This is a genomic window from Streptococcus oralis subsp. dentisani, from assembly GCF_003944205.1.
Classification (GTDB): domain Bacteria; phylum Bacillota; class Bacilli; order Lactobacillales; family Streptococcaceae; genus Streptococcus; species Streptococcus oralis_BH.
On sequence record NZ_RJPH01000019.1, the window covers coordinates 1 to 17,676 of the forward strand.

Annotated in this window: 21 protein-coding genes and 2 pseudogenes; 3 read left to right on the top strand and 20 right to left on the bottom strand. The window is 35.6% G+C overall.

Annotation, left to right across the window (positions count from 1 at the left end):
* Together D8805_RS10190 and D8805_RS09360 are read left to right on the top strand one after the other, a co-directional pair.
* The coding region (locus tag D8805_RS10190) for a hypothetical protein (protein ID WP_221762867.1) at positions 1-224 on the top strand (224 nt) is incomplete at its 5' end.
* Positions 225-283: 59 nt separating this feature from the next.
* Positions 284-748 (top strand): annotated as a pseudogene (locus D8805_RS09360) (IS5/IS1182 family transposase); the annotation flags it as partial.
* Between the two features lie 63 nt (positions 749-811).
* On the opposite strand, the gene D8805_RS09365 reads toward D8805_RS09360, so the two are convergent.
* The 8 genes from D8805_RS09365 to D8805_RS09400 form a co-directional block, all read right to left on the bottom strand.
* Positions 812-1,549: a TraX family protein gene (locus tag D8805_RS09365; RefSeq protein ID WP_125417005.1), complete on the bottom strand. Its 738-nt coding sequence runs from the start codon at positions 1,547-1,549 to the stop codon at positions 812-814.
* 139 nt (positions 1,550-1,688) lie between these two features.
* Entirely contained in the window at positions 1,689-2,000 is a 312-nt protein-coding gene (locus tag D8805_RS09370) for a hypothetical protein (protein WP_125417007.1), read from the bottom strand.
* A 105-nt stretch (positions 2,001-2,105) separates the two neighbouring features.
* Positions 2,106-3,125 carry a hypothetical protein gene (locus D8805_RS09375; protein WP_125417009.1) on the bottom strand — a complete coding sequence of 340 codons (1,020 nt, stop codon included), beginning with the start codon at positions 3,123-3,125 and terminating at the stop codon, positions 2,106-2,108.
* Positions 3,126-3,136: 11 nt separating this feature from the next.
* Positions 3,137-3,583 (bottom strand): hypothetical protein, encoded by a 447-nt coding sequence (locus tag D8805_RS09380; protein ID WP_125417011.1) that lies wholly within the window; start codon positions 3,581-3,583, stop codon positions 3,137-3,139.
* 45 nt (positions 3,584-3,628) lie between these two features.
* Positions 3,629-4,423 (bottom strand): DUF4261 domain-containing protein, encoded by a 795-nt coding sequence (locus D8805_RS09385; protein WP_125417013.1) that lies wholly within the window; start codon positions 4,421-4,423, stop codon positions 3,629-3,631.
* 50 nt (positions 4,424-4,473) lie between these two features.
* Positions 4,474-4,773: a hypothetical protein gene (locus D8805_RS09390; RefSeq protein ID WP_260469934.1), complete on the bottom strand. Its 300-nt coding sequence runs from the start codon at positions 4,771-4,773 to the stop codon at positions 4,474-4,476.
* 342 nt (positions 4,774-5,115) lie between these two features.
* Entirely contained in the window at positions 5,116-5,775 is a 660-nt protein-coding gene (locus D8805_RS09395) for a HEAT repeat domain-containing protein (protein ID WP_260469935.1), read from the bottom strand.
* Positions 5,776-5,823: 48 nt separating this feature from the next.
* Positions 5,824-6,318 (bottom strand): YfbM family protein, encoded by a 495-nt coding sequence (locus D8805_RS09400; protein ID WP_125417015.1) that lies wholly within the window; start codon positions 6,316-6,318, stop codon positions 5,824-5,826.
* Positions 6,319-6,493: 175 nt separating this feature from the next.
* Between D8805_RS09400 and D8805_RS09405 the strand changes: the two genes are divergently transcribed.
* Positions 6,494-7,516, top strand: a complete 1,023-nt coding sequence (locus D8805_RS09405) for a hypothetical protein (protein ID WP_125417017.1) — start codon at positions 6,494-6,496, stop codon at positions 7,514-7,516.
* A gap of 8 nt (positions 7,517-7,524) precedes the next feature.
* On the opposite strand, the gene D8805_RS09410 is transcribed toward D8805_RS09405, so the two are convergent.
* The 12 genes and pseudogenes from D8805_RS09410 to D8805_RS09465 form a co-directional block, all read right to left on the bottom strand.
* Entirely contained in the window at positions 7,525-8,679 is a 1,155-nt protein-coding gene (locus D8805_RS09410) for a hypothetical protein (RefSeq protein WP_125417019.1), read from the bottom strand.
* A 75-nt stretch (positions 8,680-8,754) separates the two neighbouring features.
* The gene (locus tag D8805_RS09415; RefSeq protein ID WP_260469936.1) at positions 8,755-8,928 is read right to left on the bottom strand and encodes a hypothetical protein; all 174 of its coding nucleotides are present in this window, start codon (positions 8,926-8,928) and stop codon (positions 8,755-8,757) included.
* A gap of 69 nt (positions 8,929-8,997) precedes the next feature.
* The gene (locus D8805_RS09420) at positions 8,998-9,552 is read right to left on the bottom strand and encodes a DUF6892 domain-containing protein (protein WP_125417021.1); all 555 of its coding nucleotides are present in this window, start codon (positions 9,550-9,552) and stop codon (positions 8,998-9,000) included.
* Positions 9,553-9,564: 12 nt separating this feature from the next.
* Positions 9,565-9,791 (bottom strand): annotated as a pseudogene (locus tag D8805_RS10335) (hypothetical protein); the annotation flags it as partial.
* Positions 9,792-9,944: 153 nt separating this feature from the next.
* Complete coding sequence (locus tag D8805_RS09430) at positions 9,945-11,684, bottom strand: glycoside hydrolase family 13 protein (RefSeq protein ID WP_125417023.1); 1,740 nt, start codon at positions 11,682-11,684, stop codon at positions 9,945-9,947.
* Positions 11,685-11,861: 177 nt separating this feature from the next.
* Positions 11,862-12,353 (bottom strand): phosphoribosylanthranilate isomerase, encoded by a 492-nt coding sequence (locus D8805_RS09435; protein ID WP_125417025.1) that lies wholly within the window; start codon positions 12,351-12,353, stop codon positions 11,862-11,864.
* A gap of 63 nt (positions 12,354-12,416) precedes the next feature.
* Positions 12,417-13,298: a diacylglycerol/lipid kinase family protein gene (locus D8805_RS09440; RefSeq protein ID WP_125417027.1), complete on the bottom strand. Its 882-nt coding sequence runs from the start codon at positions 13,296-13,298 to the stop codon at positions 12,417-12,419.
* A gap of 163 nt (positions 13,299-13,461) precedes the next feature.
* On the bottom strand, positions 13,462-14,088 hold the full coding sequence (locus D8805_RS09445) for an SAP domain-containing protein (protein WP_125417029.1): 627 nt from the start codon (positions 14,086-14,088) through the stop codon (positions 13,462-13,464).
* Positions 14,089-14,192: 104 nt separating this feature from the next.
* Positions 14,193-14,321: an ADP-ribosylglycohydrolase gene (locus D8805_RS10340; RefSeq protein WP_081109416.1), complete on the bottom strand. Its 129-nt coding sequence runs from the start codon at positions 14,319-14,321 to the stop codon at positions 14,193-14,195.
* Between the two features lie 11 nt (positions 14,322-14,332).
* Entirely contained in the window at positions 14,333-15,139 is an 807-nt protein-coding gene (locus D8805_RS09455; RefSeq protein WP_125417031.1) for an alpha/beta fold hydrolase, read from the bottom strand.
* A 48-nt stretch (positions 15,140-15,187) separates the two neighbouring features.
* A complete protein-coding gene (locus D8805_RS09460) occupies positions 15,188-16,966 on the bottom strand; it encodes a recombinase family protein (RefSeq protein WP_125417032.1) in 1,779 nt (592 codons plus the stop codon).
* 457 nt (positions 16,967-17,423) lie between these two features.
* Positions 17,424-17,648 (bottom strand): helix-turn-helix domain-containing protein, encoded by a 225-nt coding sequence (locus D8805_RS09465; protein ID WP_000919631.1) that lies wholly within the window; start codon positions 17,646-17,648, stop codon positions 17,424-17,426.
* Positions 17,649-17,676 lie beyond the last annotated feature (28 nt).

The window sequence follows — 17,676 nt, forward strand, 5'->3', positions numbered from 1 at the left end:
ATTCTGTTTTTGACAATGAAATTAGAAACAGTATTGATCATAGAGATTATAATTATGACTATAATAATCAGTTGATTTCGTTTCAAAATAAATCAGATGGAAAGAAAATGTATTTAATTGAATTTGGAGACTATTTACTAAAAGGTTTTATTTTGGCTAATATATTATGGGATGTTATTATGTATGTGTCCAAAGAAAGTCGTCTTTCTTTAGACAATAAATAAAGGTACAAGTACTAGAATTACCAATCGGTAGTTCTTTGTTGTCTCTTTGTCAACTGTAGTGGGTTGAATCAACTCTTATTCAAAGTAGTTTTACGATTTCAAGAACTCCTCTCAGTTATGAGGATACGGTGATTGTGGATGTTACGGAAGTAAAAGTCAATTGTCCTAAAAAATAACTAGCAAATTATTCTGGTAAAAAGAAATTTCATGCTATGAAAGCTCAGGCGATTGTAACAAGCCACGAGAGAATTTTTTCTTTGGATATTGCGGTAAACTATTGCAACGATATGAAGGTCTTCAAAATGAGTCAAAGTCCGAAGAAATCAAAGTAAACTTGAGAAACTAACTCTTGAAGATAGATTCTATAACCATGCGCTATCTAAGGAGAGAATCAAGGTTGAGAACATCTTTGCCAAAGTAAAACGTTTAAAATATTTTCAATAACCTATCGAAATCATCGTAAACACTTCGGATTACGAATGAATGTGATTGTTGGTAATATTAACCGTGAACTAGAATTTTAGTTTCACAGGAAGTTTATAAAAAGAAAAGCAAATAGACAGAAATTACTGCTATTTGCTTTTTTGCTACTTAACTAAATAAGCAATCAAGGTTATAATCCATAGATGAGCTGGGTAGAAAATATAAAAGAAATATTTATTCCAGCTGGTTTCCTTTCCTCGCTGTCCATTATAAAGTGCCATAAAAGGAAATACGGTGATAAAGAGCCAGTCAGAATTGTAAAGCATCATTTCCAGTGTTTGGTACCAAGTGTCGTAAATTTGGATGGAAGTCACTAACAGGAAGGCCCAAAGGAGAGTATAGAGGAGATTTCGCAACCCCTTACGATTTCGACAAGAGTAACTAATCAAGAGAAATGGCAGCATGGTAATACCACCTTCAGCAAAAAGACAACCAAATATCAGAATACCAGCAACTCCAATTCGACGCCACAACTTCTCTTTTTGATCCAGCTCTTTTCTAGGAAAACCAACACAAAGCATGGTGACACCAATGGCCAGAGTCAGGAAAATGTTATTATTGACCATTACTCCTTTAGACGCAAATAAGGCATTGAGTAGGCTGTTTCCAGCAAACATGAAAAGCGCCCAAGACCAGAGACGGATAAGATAGTTTTTCAGATTTCGAGTATGGATGAAGCCTTCCATAGCCATATAGGCAAACCAGACTCCCACACAACGGGTCATAGCATGGAAGATACCTTCCCACAGAGGAGAAACGATTCCGGTAATATGAGGGATATGGTCTAGAACCATTACTGTCGCCATCAGATACTTCAACTGCGTCGCATTCCATTTTTTCATAATAAACCTCTCTCTTTTTGATCTACATAGAGTATAGCATACATTTCTACGCATAATCGTACACTCATCTTACATTTAAAAAGCCTATCTTACATTTTTGTAAGACAGGCTTATAGCAACTGTTTTTTATAAAAGAATATTATTTGATTTTATGCTTATTCATTTTTTCTTGGAAAATATTTGTAATGATTTGGCGTAATTCTTCTCTTTCCTTCTCAGGAATCTCAACACTTCTCTTGGCAACTGCGTAGAGCTCTGGATGTTCGATAGAAATACGCTTTATCGTTCGAGTTGTAGCGTGTTTTCGCACGAAAAAGGGAATGCGTTTGATCCATTCCTGAGGTACTAGGGCAAGGATTTTCGCAGCGGTTTCCTTATCGCTAATTTCAGATGTTGTCAGTCCCTGCTTTATCATGTCCTGTTCTTTTTCAGTAAAATCTTTTAATTCCATGATTCTTCTCCTAGTTGGTAAATGACTCTATGATAGATTATATACTAATCCTGACCAAAGTACAAATAGAATAACATCAAAAAAACTTAGTAGGTCTTTATTTCACTAATCATCACGCGCTACTTCTCCAACTAGCTCAAAATCTATCATATGGTAGTTTTCATCCAAGCGAATTAAGGAGAAATACTCATTCCAAAACAGGTGGTCACTGTGACTTTTCCACTGGATACCATACCATAGTTGGGTCGAATCGACAGGATGTGCAGGCGGAACTGACCATAATTTATCACCAAAGGTTGTTCGCATAGCTCCTTCTTCAATTCTAGTCAGTAAATCTACACCATTCAGCTTATAAGAGATAGCTTTTGATTTTGCTGCTTTGATACGATCTTCATCCAGCTTAAATTGGATAATTTTACAATCCTCTAAGGCGGTTTCTTTTGTTTCATCTCCGTATAAGCCAATACTTCCAAGGACTAAACCATCTTTTCCAAGAAGATATTGAGAATGGGATACAGCATTGCTATCTCGACGGAAGCCTTTCTTGATAAAAACACTCTTATCAGCCTGGTATTTCTTGATTTCCCCTGAAGAAATATCCGCTTCATAATCATCGCCAAAGCTATCCTCCTCCCTGATATAGATGTCAAAACCTTCTTTCAGAAGATCACTCACACTTGTTTGTGTTAGCGTGATCGACTTGTCATCTATCATCAATTCTGGTGCTTTAGGTGGCAACCCTATCTGACCGTATGCAATCATAACAAATAATGCCACCATAAAAGAAACCACAAGCGCAATCATAGCTTTGCCCGTGCGTTTTCTAGCATTAAAAAGTGCCATAATTGGTGGTAGGATGACAATTCTAGCCAAGATAGCACTACCAGTTCCTCCCCTACTCATGATTTGTACTACAAAAACGCCAGCAATCGCAATCATCGACAAGTAAACTAGAAGTTCGCTAAGCCCCATCTTATCTGTACGAGTTTGCTCATTTACTGGCTCGTCTAAGACGGATTTCCCATTCACTACCTGTCTTTTGAGGAAGAAATACATTCCGAGTCCAATCCCCAAAAACGCTAGTCCAAGAAAAATTAGAGACCCGATTGCAATCATTCTGCCCATCTTTTTTCTCCTTAGTTGATACATTCAGCCTTTATTTTCTTTTTTAAAGTTCTATTTGCAATCAGTAGTACAAGCAAAAGAAAGGGTACACCATTAAGAACAAATATAGGGAAGGCCTTGATAGCAATCCATAAAATCGTCCCTTTTTTCTCAATCCAACTACTCCCCCAATCACCATTGATCAATGGAAATAGTGATTCTATGTAGCCTTGGTACCATCGGAAGAATGGATTTTGGGAGCAATTCGCATTCAGCCAGATAATTATCAAGCAAAACAGAATCAAATAGACCAGACCGACAAATACACTAATTCGTCTGGTGGTTTTTGTTGCCTGCTGACAGATTCTTTCTTTGGTCTCTTGATTAACGCCTTCAAGACCACTATTCTTGCAAGCTTCCTTTTCAAACCGATAAAGTAGATACCGATAGAGGTAATCTTTTCGCTTATGACCTTTCATATCAAACCTCGTCTAAGTCTTGGACAACAAATTCAAAATCATTGTTTAGATTTCTAATTTCAAGGAATTTCCATCTAGATAGACTGCCTTCGACTCAGTGATTTTGATTTTTTGCTCTTCTGAAAATCCAATGGTCTCCCCATCATTTAGAATCACATCACCCTCCAGAATATACTGAAGAATCGACAAAAGGAAATAATATAAGTCATCATTGTCCATAGCAGAATCTATAATCTCGATTTCAGATTTACCGAATTCTTTCATACCATAGGTGTAGACACTACTTTTATCCTCTTGATTGATAATCCCGATATAAAGCCAGAGTTGAAGGGGCAGATTGTCCTCTTTCAAAAAGTCTGAAAAGTCAAGATAAAGATTTTTAGGTAATAACAAGGTTGCAGAGCCTTGATATATCCCAATAGCATTTTCACAGGTTCTCAAAATAGATGCATTGACCTTGGTCAGTAGGGAATATTGTTCTACTGATGAAAGAGTCTTAGACAAGATTGAAACAATGGCATGATTGGTATGCTCTCTAGCTTCATTTTCAACATTATTCCATAGATAAGAATAAGCATATAAATCATCAAACTCACTTGCAGGAATTGGGAAAGGCATAGAAGCTAGGGCGACAAGGTCCCCATTTATTTGAAATGTTGATGTGTTTTCATCTTCATCCACTTCACAGACATCAAGGCCCCAGTAGTTTTTCAAATCCTCGATAAGAGTATTTAAGTCATAAGTCTCTTCTCCCTTAAACAGAGGCATGGATAAGACTACTTTTGTTTTTTCTTCTACCTTTTCTTTCTTGCTACCAAAAATATTTTTTAAGAATTTCATAAAACTTCTCCTTTTTCTTACCTAGTATGAGAATATAGACTCCTATTCATTTAAAGCATGTCGCTGTACCAAGTTTCCTCATCAGAACCACTTTTATCAAAGATTAGCTCAGTTAATTCCAGTTCTGAAATAGCTTCATCAGGCCAGTTATCTTGAATAACCTTTTGAGCTTTTTTATCTAGCTGCTCCAAGTCTCTGTAGAGCCTATACATCAAATCACCCGATAACAAGAGTAGATCCTGTTCACAATAGCCTGTAAAATGAATATTTATGGTTTTATTAAGACATCGCCCTAGAAAATTGATCTCCGAATCATTATTTTCCCAGTTTATTCCCTTCCATAATGCCAATAAATCTTTTTTATCTCATGCCATCCTCGATTAATATTGGATCTTGAAACCCTTTATATATAAAATACTTCTCGTTTTTCTTCTATTATACCACTTAAAAGACAAAAGCCTGTAGTTTCAGTGTACTGCAGGCTTACTATGTAGAAAGAAACAATGATGACCACAGCATTCATACATTTCAGGGGCTGATATTGATAATATATTTCTTTGTAGTTTTAGAGCTGGAGAAACTTATCTATCAAATAACTCTCAAATGTTTCTATATGATTGGTGTCTAATGCTTACTTAGAAATCTAATAGCAGATTTTTGAGCCTTTTCTATTTTTTCAAGGTCCATATTTTCTACTGCAGAAGATGATATCCATCTCTTGCCAAATAATATTTGAGCTGCTTCTTCATCATACCGCAAGCATAGAGGTCTTTTTCTTCGGTAATAGCTTGAATAAAACTGGTCTTTGCTTCTTTGGATATGATTTCTACTTTTACTCTATGAAAGGACAGTTGCATGAGACTTGTCGCAGACCATGCACGACAAAAAGCATCTCCATCACCTAGCATTTGTCTTGTCAAAAGACCAATTTCTTTTTCTGTTCCTACCCAACCTAAAGCTATGACCACCTTTTGACGAAGAATAGTATTCTTTATATCTAAAAATGAAATGAGAATAGGAATCAGTTGGTCACAAAGCGACCAATAAAAATCTCGATGCTTTGATTTAGAAAGGATTTCCGCTATAAGATACGCAGTCAGTACACTTTGTTTTTCATCTTTAACTTCATCCAACTGTTCAAATAGAAACTCTAATCCATCTCTTCCATGTTTATCAAAGCTACCTTCTAAATGCAGGTTTCTACCTTCATTCCAATCTTTGCAAATCAGTTCATAATGATATGCGATTTCTTGGGAACTACCCAAATTAGCTACAAATTTGATTCTTTTACCAGAAGGAAAGCTTTCTTTTTCCAAGTCAAGATATGCTTTTTGTAAATCTTCTTTATCCATTTTTTGCCTCAAGCTGTTTTATTCTTTTAGAAACGTTTGATAAACCTTTTAACAAATAGTGACCATGACATTACCATTGAGCTCTAAAATCTTATTGTAAAAATCTTTCATTGCTTGGAAATAATCGCAAATTTCTTTTTTAATCTCTTCCTCTTCGTCATCATAATCCCAAATATCAGGATAAAGATCTTCCTTTTTACAAGCTTGCATACTAAAATGCGCCATGGCTTCTTCCATATCAAAGTTTTCCAATGCTGAATAAATTTCTGCTACTTTTGTTTTTTCTGTATAGGCAATATATTCCGCGACATTTTCAAGTGGCGTCACACCCAAAACAGCCACGCTCAAAGGATCATTTTCACTAGGATTTGAAGTGCCAACACCTGTAAGCACAAAATGAAGAACATCCCACATTTTATCTATATCAAGTAGAAGTTCTTCTTCCTCTACTATCTCAAATTGATCATCTTCTTCAGCATTAAAACTTTTCATTTGATGTAAATACTGATCATTGATATATCTATAATTAGCAATCATTCCCATTTGTTTTTCCTCCAAAATTTCTATGTTGAATGACAATATTTATGTTTTATAAAAGCTTATTATCGCTAAGGTCTGATCTTATCTGATGAATAGTATCCTCAGATGTTTTCCCTATAAAGTGTTATAATAAAGGTGTATCCAAAATGTGGATTATAGTTTAAAAAGGAGAATAGCGATGGGCTTTTTTATATTTGCTTTGATTTTTTATTTTATTTTTTTCCTATTCTTAGTCTGTACGATTTATCTCTATTTTAAACTGGCGAGTGCCGTTAGCTCCGGCGAAGAAGTTCCTAAGTGGATGTATCAGTTTGGACAAGGTTTTCAAGGACGCTACCATATTGAATATGAAGATATCACTAATAGGGACGCTCTCAAGGAAGTAAACCTATTTATTTTCTATTTTGTTCTGGCTAATATCCTCACTCTAGTGGCACTCTATGTTAAAATGGACAATTTTTCAGCAGCCCTTTATACTTGTTTAAAGGCTCAATTTGCCATTGTTGTAGCAAGTATGCTGTTTAGAAACCTTATCAACTTAATGTTATTTATAGTAAAGCGCCCAAGGAAAAACCATCACCGCTATTCATCATCCAATGCGGTTGTTGGTGCTGTCTTTTTGACTACTTTTATCTTTACTTTTTGCATCTTCATTACTGGCTTCCCTGCTCAACCTTTTGAAATACAAATCGATAAGACCAATGTAGTGGTCGGAGAAACAAGGGCTTCAGAACTACTGGACCAGGGGTTCAGCTTTACTGGAAAAAATCCTGAGAGCGAGATTGTGAACAAGCGCAATGACCACTTCTACTACGGAGAACTGCTTGAAATAGTCCGAGATGGTAAATCTTACGGCCTTATGAGCATTACACCAAAGTGGAAAGACACTGATAAACTCGAGAACTGCGTCGTCACATACTATGAAATCTCAGCAGAGAGCCCGCAACTATCCCAAGTTAACATTAATAACCAAGACCTCTCCAAACTTACAATCAATGACTTTAAAACAAAGAAATTAACAGATATCTTTTCACTGAAACCTGCTGACGCTAAAGAAGTGAAACAGGACACCTACTTCAGTCTGAGACTGCAAACTGCCGACTATGTGTTATGGAATAGCTATCATTTTGCGGCGAATTTCAATAGTGATCAGTCCCCCAATCGATACGGAGTAAGGGCCCAGCATACAATCTGGGAGTGAGAAAATCCCTACTCCTGATAGGATAATGTAACGCTGTCTATCTCTTTGAAATAGGTCTTCATCTTAAATAAAACCCTTATATTTTTATAAGGAACTCCGTCGCTCTCCCCTTCACTAGTGGAGGGCCTTTTTGTTCCAAGCATATCATATAAATCAGCGGTTAATTCTTTTCTTTTATCAAATTCAAAATAGACATCCCCAATATACATACTTGCCGGATCAGAGATGACAGCCTTCATCAACGTTCCCTCCAAAACAGAACATTCCTTATCACTTAGATTTTTGACCTGCACAGTAACTTTTGTATAATACTCTAAGCTATTATCATTATAGTCTTTGGCCAATATATAGCTTTCGCTGCTTTCTCCAGGTTGCAACTTGATCTTTTGAAGTTCTTCTACTGTGGTAGATGATAATTCGAAATGCTTATATAAGCAATCATCGAGTGTATCGCTCCCCAGTGCAAAGGAAGTCGTGTTTACTATAAATACAAATCCCTTTGAATTCTCAGGGTGTGTTCGTAGTTGGGGTTCCAATTCTTGACGAATTTCCTCAAAAGGTCTTATGTTTAATTTCCCATTTTCTGCATTGCAAACTTGTCGATAAATACTGGTATCGATTGACCCATCAAGATCCCTCCTCGAGCTTTTTAATCGAATACCACTGATATCCATTCGTACCCCGAAACAATCAGTTTCAGCTAAAATAGGATACTTCAGGCTAGTATAGTTGATAAAGTCCAACATCTTGTCATAGGATTCTTTTAGCTGATCTAAATTTGTTACTTCTGTAGAATAGACAAAATTTACGGGATGCAGATAGGACAGGACATCATCACCTAGATTATGATTTTCCTTATATTCCTCAAGAGCTCTTGTGCAGAATGTTTCTTCAAAATCAGAATGAATAAAAGGTGATCCCATTGCTAGCCAATCATGGGACACACTGCAAGTAAAGGGAATATTTGGATAATCCTTCAATGTCACAAACCAATAATGGGAATGCCTGGGATCTTCTTTCATCTCATAAGTATTTTCTCCATAGACGTTATTGAGATATCGAACCAGTCGCTCTTTATCTTCTTTTTGCGAGGTACAGGCACTTAGTAGAAAGGCGCCAACTATAATAATAAATAGACAGGAAATTTTTTTAAATAGTTTCATTTTTTCCTCTTCCTTGCTATCTAATCAATATTCTCTACGATAAAGGGACTTTTATAAGTTGAATTCTTTTCCTGTCTATGCGCAGTAAATAGAAACTCCCCTTTTTCCCCAATCTATTGCAAAATCATTCATCACTTCAGATTTGGATATGTCTAACAATTCTTCCTGTTGTGCTATAAAGTTTTCATAGATAAATTCATAAAGTGCTTCTTTATCTATTTTTACAACTCTAAGTATGTTAGCATCCATTGATTTTCATACTCCTTTTAAAGCGTGATCCAATTATTGTTTTAACATGAATTGACTTGATAACTAAAATTATAATAGCTCGACTTCAATCCCAGCCGCATCGAAGATTACTTTCACGCTATCAAAATTGCTACTTAAAATAGTTGCTTCTTTCAAGTTTGGAAATTGTTGCAGTTCGGATAAACTGAGCTCATTTAGATCAAATGTTCCATCTTCTCCATCCCATTGCGGAATGATATTCATATAAATCTCATTTCCACCATCCATGTAAATTTCTTTGACCTCTTCAGCATATTTTTTAGGAATAGATAAGGCTTCAAAATACTCAAGAGCAGGTCTTATAACTTCCATGCTTTCAATATCAATCTCTTCTGTACTGTATCGATCAGCAAAATCATAAATATCAAAGGATGGTTCAAGCACTTCTAAATCGTACATTAAGACCTGAATGACGGCCAATTTAAAATTCAAATGATCAAAATGGAGGATTTGTTCAGAATCCACATTTGCTTCATCATTTTCTACATCAAGTTTCTTTTCAGAAACAGCCTGATTTTCTTTAGCCTTGTCATGTGACTCCTGATTGAACCGCTTGTTTCTTTTTCGCTTAAAAAAATTAAACATGATTTCTCCTTACTAAGTTTCATCTAAATAAATTTTTACTTTGAGGTATTCCTTGTCTTTAGCATCGGCAAAGACCTCAGAGTTTCGAATATAGTCAAAGATATTCTCATCAGGATCTTCGTCCCATATAGACTCTCTAAACTCTGCATCTCACTAGTCGGCTTATAGAAAATATCTAAATGGACTTGATAAAATTCTTCATCGTCATTAGGAGCTTGTCGAACCAAAGAGATTTGGTCAGTGATCTTTTCTTTTAAAGATTGGACTAGATGGTTCATCGTTCTCTTTTTTCTAAGGGTTTACCTCTGGTATTTCCTTTATTATACTACATAAATAGAAAAAAGACTGGAACGAATGGTTGCCCATCATTACAGTCTTTCTCTTCTCATTTTTTATTGAATCACAAATCCTTTTGGTAAGATGACAAGCTGATTATCTAGTTCTTGGCAATGACTGGCTAGTGCTACAGAATTACGATCTACAAGATAGTTTTCAGTTGATTGGTTAAAAATAGCTTGGACTTTTTGTCCATCATAATTCCATTCTAGAGCTAGTACATCTGGCTTGATTTCTTGCAGACTATAGGTTCCATGTTGGATAATGTCTGAAACATCCTTGCGAAGCTGAATCAATTTCTTCATGAAATTAAGCATCTCATTGCTGCCAGAAACACGGTCCCAAGGCATAACGCGACGACAATCTGGATCTGGTCCTCCATCTAACTCTAACTCGGTTCCATAGTAAAAACACGGTGTTCCTCTTTGTAAAAAGAGGCAGGCTAGGGCAGACTTAACAAGTTGGCTATCTCCCTTGGCAGTAGCCAAAATACGCTCCGTATCGTGCGAATCCAAGAGATTGAACATCACTTCCGAAATCTGCTGTCTATAGTACATAGACTGGCTATTGATTTCATCGATAAATTGACTGGTCTTCTTAACCCCACGCAAAAAATAATCCTTGATACTATCAGAGAGAGGATAGTTCATAACTGCGTGGAATTCATCGCCATTTAGCCAAGGCTGAGAGGTGTGCCAGACCTCTCCAAGAATATAAAGGTCGGGCTTTTTAGCCAAGACAGCCTTACAGAAATCTCGCCAAAATTGGTGGTCCACTTCATTGGCCACATCCAGGCGCCAAGCATCGATATCAAACTCTTCAATCCAGTAGGTCGCAACGCTCAACAAATAGTCTCTCACTTGAGGATTTGCCGTATTGAGCTTAGGCATATAGCTCTCAAAGGCAAAGGTGTGGTAGGATAGTTCTCTTTTATTAACGAGATTTTCTTTAACGACTGGAAAGTCTTGAATATGGAACCAGTCTTTATAAATAGAATCTTCACCATGTTTGAGAACATCCTGCCACTGTGGAGATTGGTCTCCGATATGGTTGAAAACAGCGTCCAGCATGATTTTCATGCCTCTCTGATGGGCTTGATCCACCAGTTGACGGAAGGTTTCCTTGTCTCCAAAATGACGGTCAATTTCAAAATAATCCGTCGTATTGTACTTGTGATTACTTGGAGATTCAAAGATGGGACAAAGATAAAGCCCAGTAATTCCTAAGTCTTGTAAGTAATCCAGATGATCAATGATGCCTTGTAAATCACCACCAAAGAAATCGCTCGTCTTTGGTTTGATAGAGGAATCCCAAGTTAGAGCTCCTTCTGGTGAAATCTTAGGATTGCCATTAGCAAAGCGTTCAGGAAAAATCTGGTACCATACCGTCTCTGCTACCCAGTCAGGAACATGGCAAGCATCAATCTCATGGATATACGGTATTTTAAAACCATTTCCTTCATAATGAAGATTTTCAAGCGTGTTTGGAACACACCCCTTATCGCCGTATAAGATTCTCCGACCTTGCTTATCCTTGAGTTCAAAGAGATACTGGAGTCGTGCATAGCCAACTGTAACCTCCACTTGCCAGTAATCAAACAAAGCATCGGAGGTAAGTTTCCTCATCTCCTTAATTGCTTCATAACGATCCTCTATAAAGATAAAAGGATCACCATAATGTAAGTTGATGCTTTCGATATCATCTTTCTTGGTCCGGATACGGATGTGCATTGTCTTATTTTTATAAAGATAAGCATACTCCGACTCTGGTCTATGGTAAATAGCTGTTAATTCCACTGTATTTGTCTCCTGATTTACTTTCATTCATCTTATTGCGCAAACGTTTTCATGATTGTGATTCTAGTATACTACTTTCGTATTTTATTTTCAAGACTTGTCTGTAGTTTCGAGTGTTTTGTTTCTAGAAATAAAAAAGCAGCCAGTCTTACAACTTGCTACTTTTCAAATGATGATTTACAAATGTCTTTTCAGCCACTCTATCTTTTTAAAATCCTTATTGTTATTGTGCTCATTTCGATAGGAATCTTGGGAAGAAGCCTTGTAAATACTTAAAAACTGTTCTAGGTTTGGAATGCGAAACGTAATATCCTCGAGATGAATAATCTCTATATCCGATTCTGAAACTCCTGCAAAATCAGGTAAAGAATCGATACTTCCGAATTCAACACTCACACCATCCTTTTGGAATTCATGCTCATGAATATCTATTAAGGCATAGCCTAAGTGTTTCATCACTTTCATTATCTTGTCCCACTCATAAATTCTGAGATGATCAGGTGCTTCCCAACCTCTAGGATCACCAGGCACATGAATGTCAATGTCAGACGGCCCCCATTCTTCATTTGATCGGTATTCAAACCCCAAAGACCCCATGAGCGTCGGAGTGATTCCGACTTGGTTTAAATGTGAACAAATGGTTTTAAATTCTTCAAATAGAGAATTCATTCCTCCTCCAATCGTTGATATAGAACTTAATTTCGTTGTGAAAAATAAACTAATTTTTACCTTCTACTCTTTCGGTTTTGAAAATACTTCTACTCGCTGAGCTAGGACTTTGATTTCTACAGGTAGGTTATCCGATTTATCACCGTCAACATCTGACTCCAATTCACTATCTGAAGAGATCTTAATATTACGCGCTCTGATATACTCAATATTATCATTGCCGACAACATCTCCTTTTAGTAAATCAGGAATGACGGATAATTTAGAGAATAGAGAAGCATCTTTTAGAATCAAAATATTGGCATAACCATCTTTATTCTCTTCAAAAATCTTCTTATCAGCAAAATAATTTGTCAAGAGAACCAAAACATGACTAGCTTCACCAACATAATTTCCATTTTCTGTCTCAACCTTAATGTTAAAGACCTGATCTGTCATGACGGACTTCATGGTATTTACAGCATAGGCTAAAATACCGAATTTTGTCTTGTCCTCGATCTCCACATTGTGAATCGCCTCAGGCAGAGAACCGATACTAAAGATATAACCAAAATAGTTGTCATTCGCTTTACCGATATCAATCTTATTGGTTAAGTTAAAATCGAGTTCATCTATCGCGCCATCGATGTCTTGATTGATTTCCAACAGTTTCGTAATGAGGTTACCCGTACCGCCTGGGATAATCCCTAACTTAGGAATGTAGTCTCTCTCAGCAATACCCGAAATAACTTCATTGACAGTCCCGTCTCCACCAAACACAACCACTGCATCGTACTGCTCACGTGAAGCTTCCTCAGCAAAGTATGTTGCATCCAGCGCTTTTTCGGTAATTTTTGTTTCCACGTGCTCAAAATAATCTTTGGCTTTATTCTCCAGCTTGACCTTATAATCCAAAGCCTTTTCCCCACCAGAGGTAGGATTGATAATTACCATTGCTTTTTTCATTGATTTTCTCCTTAATTTTTAAATAGAAATATTAGCGTAGCTACATTTATCATTACATATAATGCTATTATATAATGAAAACTCAGAAAAAAGAACTTTGACGTACTGGGCATTAATGTATAATAGCTAGTTTAAAATTCAGATTATCAAAAGCAAGTCACTTCTATTTAACTACCTCGCCATACTCTTTTATTTTATCAGCATATTCAGTCAAAAGATTCTTTGAATAAATTTTTTCATTACTTGAATTTCTAACCTCTTTCCAAAGAATAGAAGCTACTTTTAGTTTATTCGAGTAATTTCGACTATTTTCGTCTGCACAGAAATTCTTTAGAAATTGGTTCCATTGACAAACCGAATGATCATACTTAGCATAATCTGAATTTCCATAATAAACTTTTAGCATATCTTGGATTGTAAAACTCAAATCATTTTCTCTTTTTACTTTTCTCCAAGCTGTAGCCATATCAGCAGTAAATTTAAATGGCGAAACATCTGTTAAAGTTGAGAAATATTCTCTAAAGTGTGCATTAAAGGAGAATCCACATTCAAGCAAAGGTGTGTCCAAGGTAACGATTTCTACTCGTTTCTTTTTCCTTTTTATTGATGATTTTTTAATCAAATTCCCCTTAAAGTACTGCTCAATAATATCATTTAGTTCTTGTTTTGTACCTCTATATTCAAGCCCTAATGACTTGCATATCTGTGAAAGTTCATCACGATACCAATAGTATTTATTAAACTCATCAAAAGATGTGATTGCATCAAACTTAGGTCTGCTTTCTATCAATACTTTACCTCCTCAAAACCAATTTAGGTTTTCATCTCAAAATAAAGGAGTTTTAGTTCCTTTATTTTAAGGATTAATTCCGTTTCTCTAACAAGCTCATACACTCAGCGGTTCGGACTTACCGTATCATCCGTGAAAAAACAATCCTCACAAAATAAAGAAAAAATCTTCGTTTTGATATTATTCCATTCGTAAACTGAACCTACAATATCTCCAACTATTGCTCCAAGCAAAAGATTCCTCCTTATGGCATATCCAATTCGTTACACGTTTCCGATGAATCACTCTTTAAAAATGGCACCACCAGATCAACCCACTCTTGAGGCAAGTAAGCTGATAAGTAGCCGTGATGATAGCCCTTTGCTTCATACAAGGTCGTATTTGGGTGTAGTTGTTGAAATAATTTCGCTGATGTTTTCACACAGTTCAACTCTTTTTCACCATAAATATACAGAACCTGCGCTTTACTAGCAGAAATCGTATCCTTTAGCTTGTAATACCCCATATAGGTTTTGTAAATAGTCACTAATGTTTTGATAGGCGTTCTTGGTAAATCCTCCAAAAAATAATCTTTTATTTCTTCTGGATAAGCGAGTTTAGGATAGAGTTTGTTCATCATGCTTAACTGAAGTTTGCAAGAGAATTTACTGAATATCAGTTTACCAAATAGACGTACCAGAAAAATGCTGATTTTAGCTAATCTTGGTTGAGGAATACAGAGGCTTCCATCTATGATGGCCTTCTCAGCTATATCTCTGTCTATTGACAAAAGCTCCATGGCAATTTGACCACCAAGTGAAACACCACCGATTGCAAACAATTTCCCACCACAGTTTGCTTTGATATAGTCTAAAATCTCCAAAGCAGAATCTTCAGTAGAAACATAATCAAGTTGATATTCTTCGCCGTGGCCATTCAAGGTGAGTAGAATGACACGATACTCCTCCGACAAGATCCGTGCTTGACGAAGATAATTCCACCAAGAACTGCCACCGCCATGTATCAGCAAGATAGAAGGCAAATTCTTATCACCAAATTCATGGAATTTCATATTTAAACTCCTTGCTGTAGGACTTTCACTAGCCACATCCTTATTTAATCAGTTTGACCAAGCAGTGATACCGCCTCGACATGCGTTGTTTTCTTTATTTGTACACTTTTTTTCGTCATTGTTTACGGCATTAAAACACAATTTATCATTATCTATTTTAGCATTCTTTCTTTTAGATTTGTAAGATTTTGCATTTTTAATCGAAGAATCTCCCGTTTTAAAAATTATAGTCAACATTGCTGGATCAATTTCTCCATCAGCATTTATTCCACCTACAATGATTTTTTCAACGATACTCTCAAAAATATCCTTATCAAACTCCGTCAAAGTCTTTTGTGAAGTTAAAATTTCTTTAAAATTCTCTAATCTACTTTTTATATCAACTTCTGATTTTAAAGTTACTTCTAGGTTTACTTTTTCTTCTAAAAGTTTTTCTTTCTCAATTTGTATTTGATTGAATTTATCTTCATATACAGAATCACTAATTTTTCCATCAAGATTCATTGAAACTAATTTTTCTTCTTTTTTGTACAACGAATTTAATTTACTAACTATCTTATTCAACTCCACTTTTAAAGTATCATCAGTAAGCTCTTCTTTTATAATTTCAAGAAAGTCTTCAGTTAGGTTATTATTTTCATAAAACAACTGTTGGTAGCTCTGTAAAAAAGCATTTTCTATTGCTTTTTCCTCTATTCCTTTACTATGAATGCAATGCTTTTTACCTTTCTTTATAGATGTTGTACAGTGCCAGATAATCTTTTTGTACTCTGAACTAGAGTGCCAACTTCTTCGAGACAGAACAGTACCACAAAAACCACATTCCAATCTACTACTAAAAGGATACATTCTTGAATATCTTTCTCGTTTTCCCTTTGTATTTGCTATGGTTTTCTTGTTACCTGCTCTTCGTAATCGAATTTCTTGCGCCTGTGTAAATGTTTCTGGACTAATTATTGCATCATGATTATTTTTAATGTAGTATTTATCTTCTTCACCGAAATTTATCAAACGTCTTTTACTAATGGGGTCAACCGTGAAAGTTTTTCCCATTAGAATATCACCTTTATACTTCTCGTTTTTAATAATTCCTAAAACTGTTGTATCTTGCCAGTGATCAAGACCTCTCGGAGTTTTATAACCTAGTTCATCCAGTTCTCTAGCTATTGCCTTACCCCCAATACCATCAATGTATCTTTCAAAAATATAACGTACTATTTTGGCTTCTTTTTCATTTATTGATATTGACTTTGTATCTTGATTATAGTCATAACCAAGACAACCTTGAAAACCAATAAGTTCTCCACGTTGCATCTTCATTTTTAAACCTTTTTTAACATGGGCAGATGTATTTTCAACTTCCTGCTGAGCCACTGAACTTAAAATCGTTAATAGTAACTCACCATCCATAGTTAAAGTATCAATGTTTTCTTCTTCGAAAAATACTCCAATTTGTTTATCTTTAAGCAAACGAACATATTTGAGAGTATCTAATGTATTTCTAGCAAAGCGAGCAATGGCTTTGGTAATGATATAGTCTATTTTTCCATCAAGGCAATCTGAAATCAATCTTTGAAAATCTTGTCTTTTTCCAACTTGAGTTCCTGAAATCCCTTCATCAGCATAAATGTCAACCAAATGCCAATCTTGGTGCTGTGATATATACTCTCTATAATGACGAACTTGAGAATCATAGCTATTTTTTTGATCATCACTATCGGAACTAACACGACAATATGCTGCTACTCTCCTTGATAAAGAACCACTATTATCATTTCTTCTAGTTACTAAAGGATTTGCTTTTATAATTTCAACGTTATTTGACATGGCTTAACCTCCTATTTCTCTGCATTTATTTTACCGCAACCAATAAAAAAGGTCAGCTAATTTGTGTATATTTTACGCAGTTTCAGCTTTATTTTTTCATATTCTTTTTCGCTAATAAGTTTTTTTAAGAATAATAGATTTAGCATCTCTAGCTCGACTATATAATTTTCTAAATTTGATTTCAAAAAATCACTTCCCTTTTATCTTTTATCAATCTCCTCCATGGCATGACTGATGAAGTCATCATAAGAATTTCACTTGCTGCTCTTTTACGGTGGCAGCCTGAACGGTCAGAAGTATCATTGTATATCATTTGTATCATGGCATATAAAGTATCGCTCTATTTTATTGATGGTTTTAAAATCGCTCTTATCATGGCGAGCCATTCAAATCTGCTCCACAAATGAGGAAAGTACCATTTTGGACTATTCAATTGTCAATGTGCTTTCTTAACCTACTACTTTTTGGAGTAATGGTCTTCTTTATTATCCACTCGACCTACAAGGTAATCTAAACTTACATTATAAAAATCTGCAAGTTTGATAAGGTCATCTATAGAGATTAACCTGGTACCTGATTCCATTTTAGAATACGCTGATCTTGTACAATTTAAGATTGTTTTTGCAACATATTCTTGTGTTAAATCATCATCCTCGCGTAAATCTCTAATCCTTTTCAACATCCAATGTCTCCTAAAACAAGTATAATAT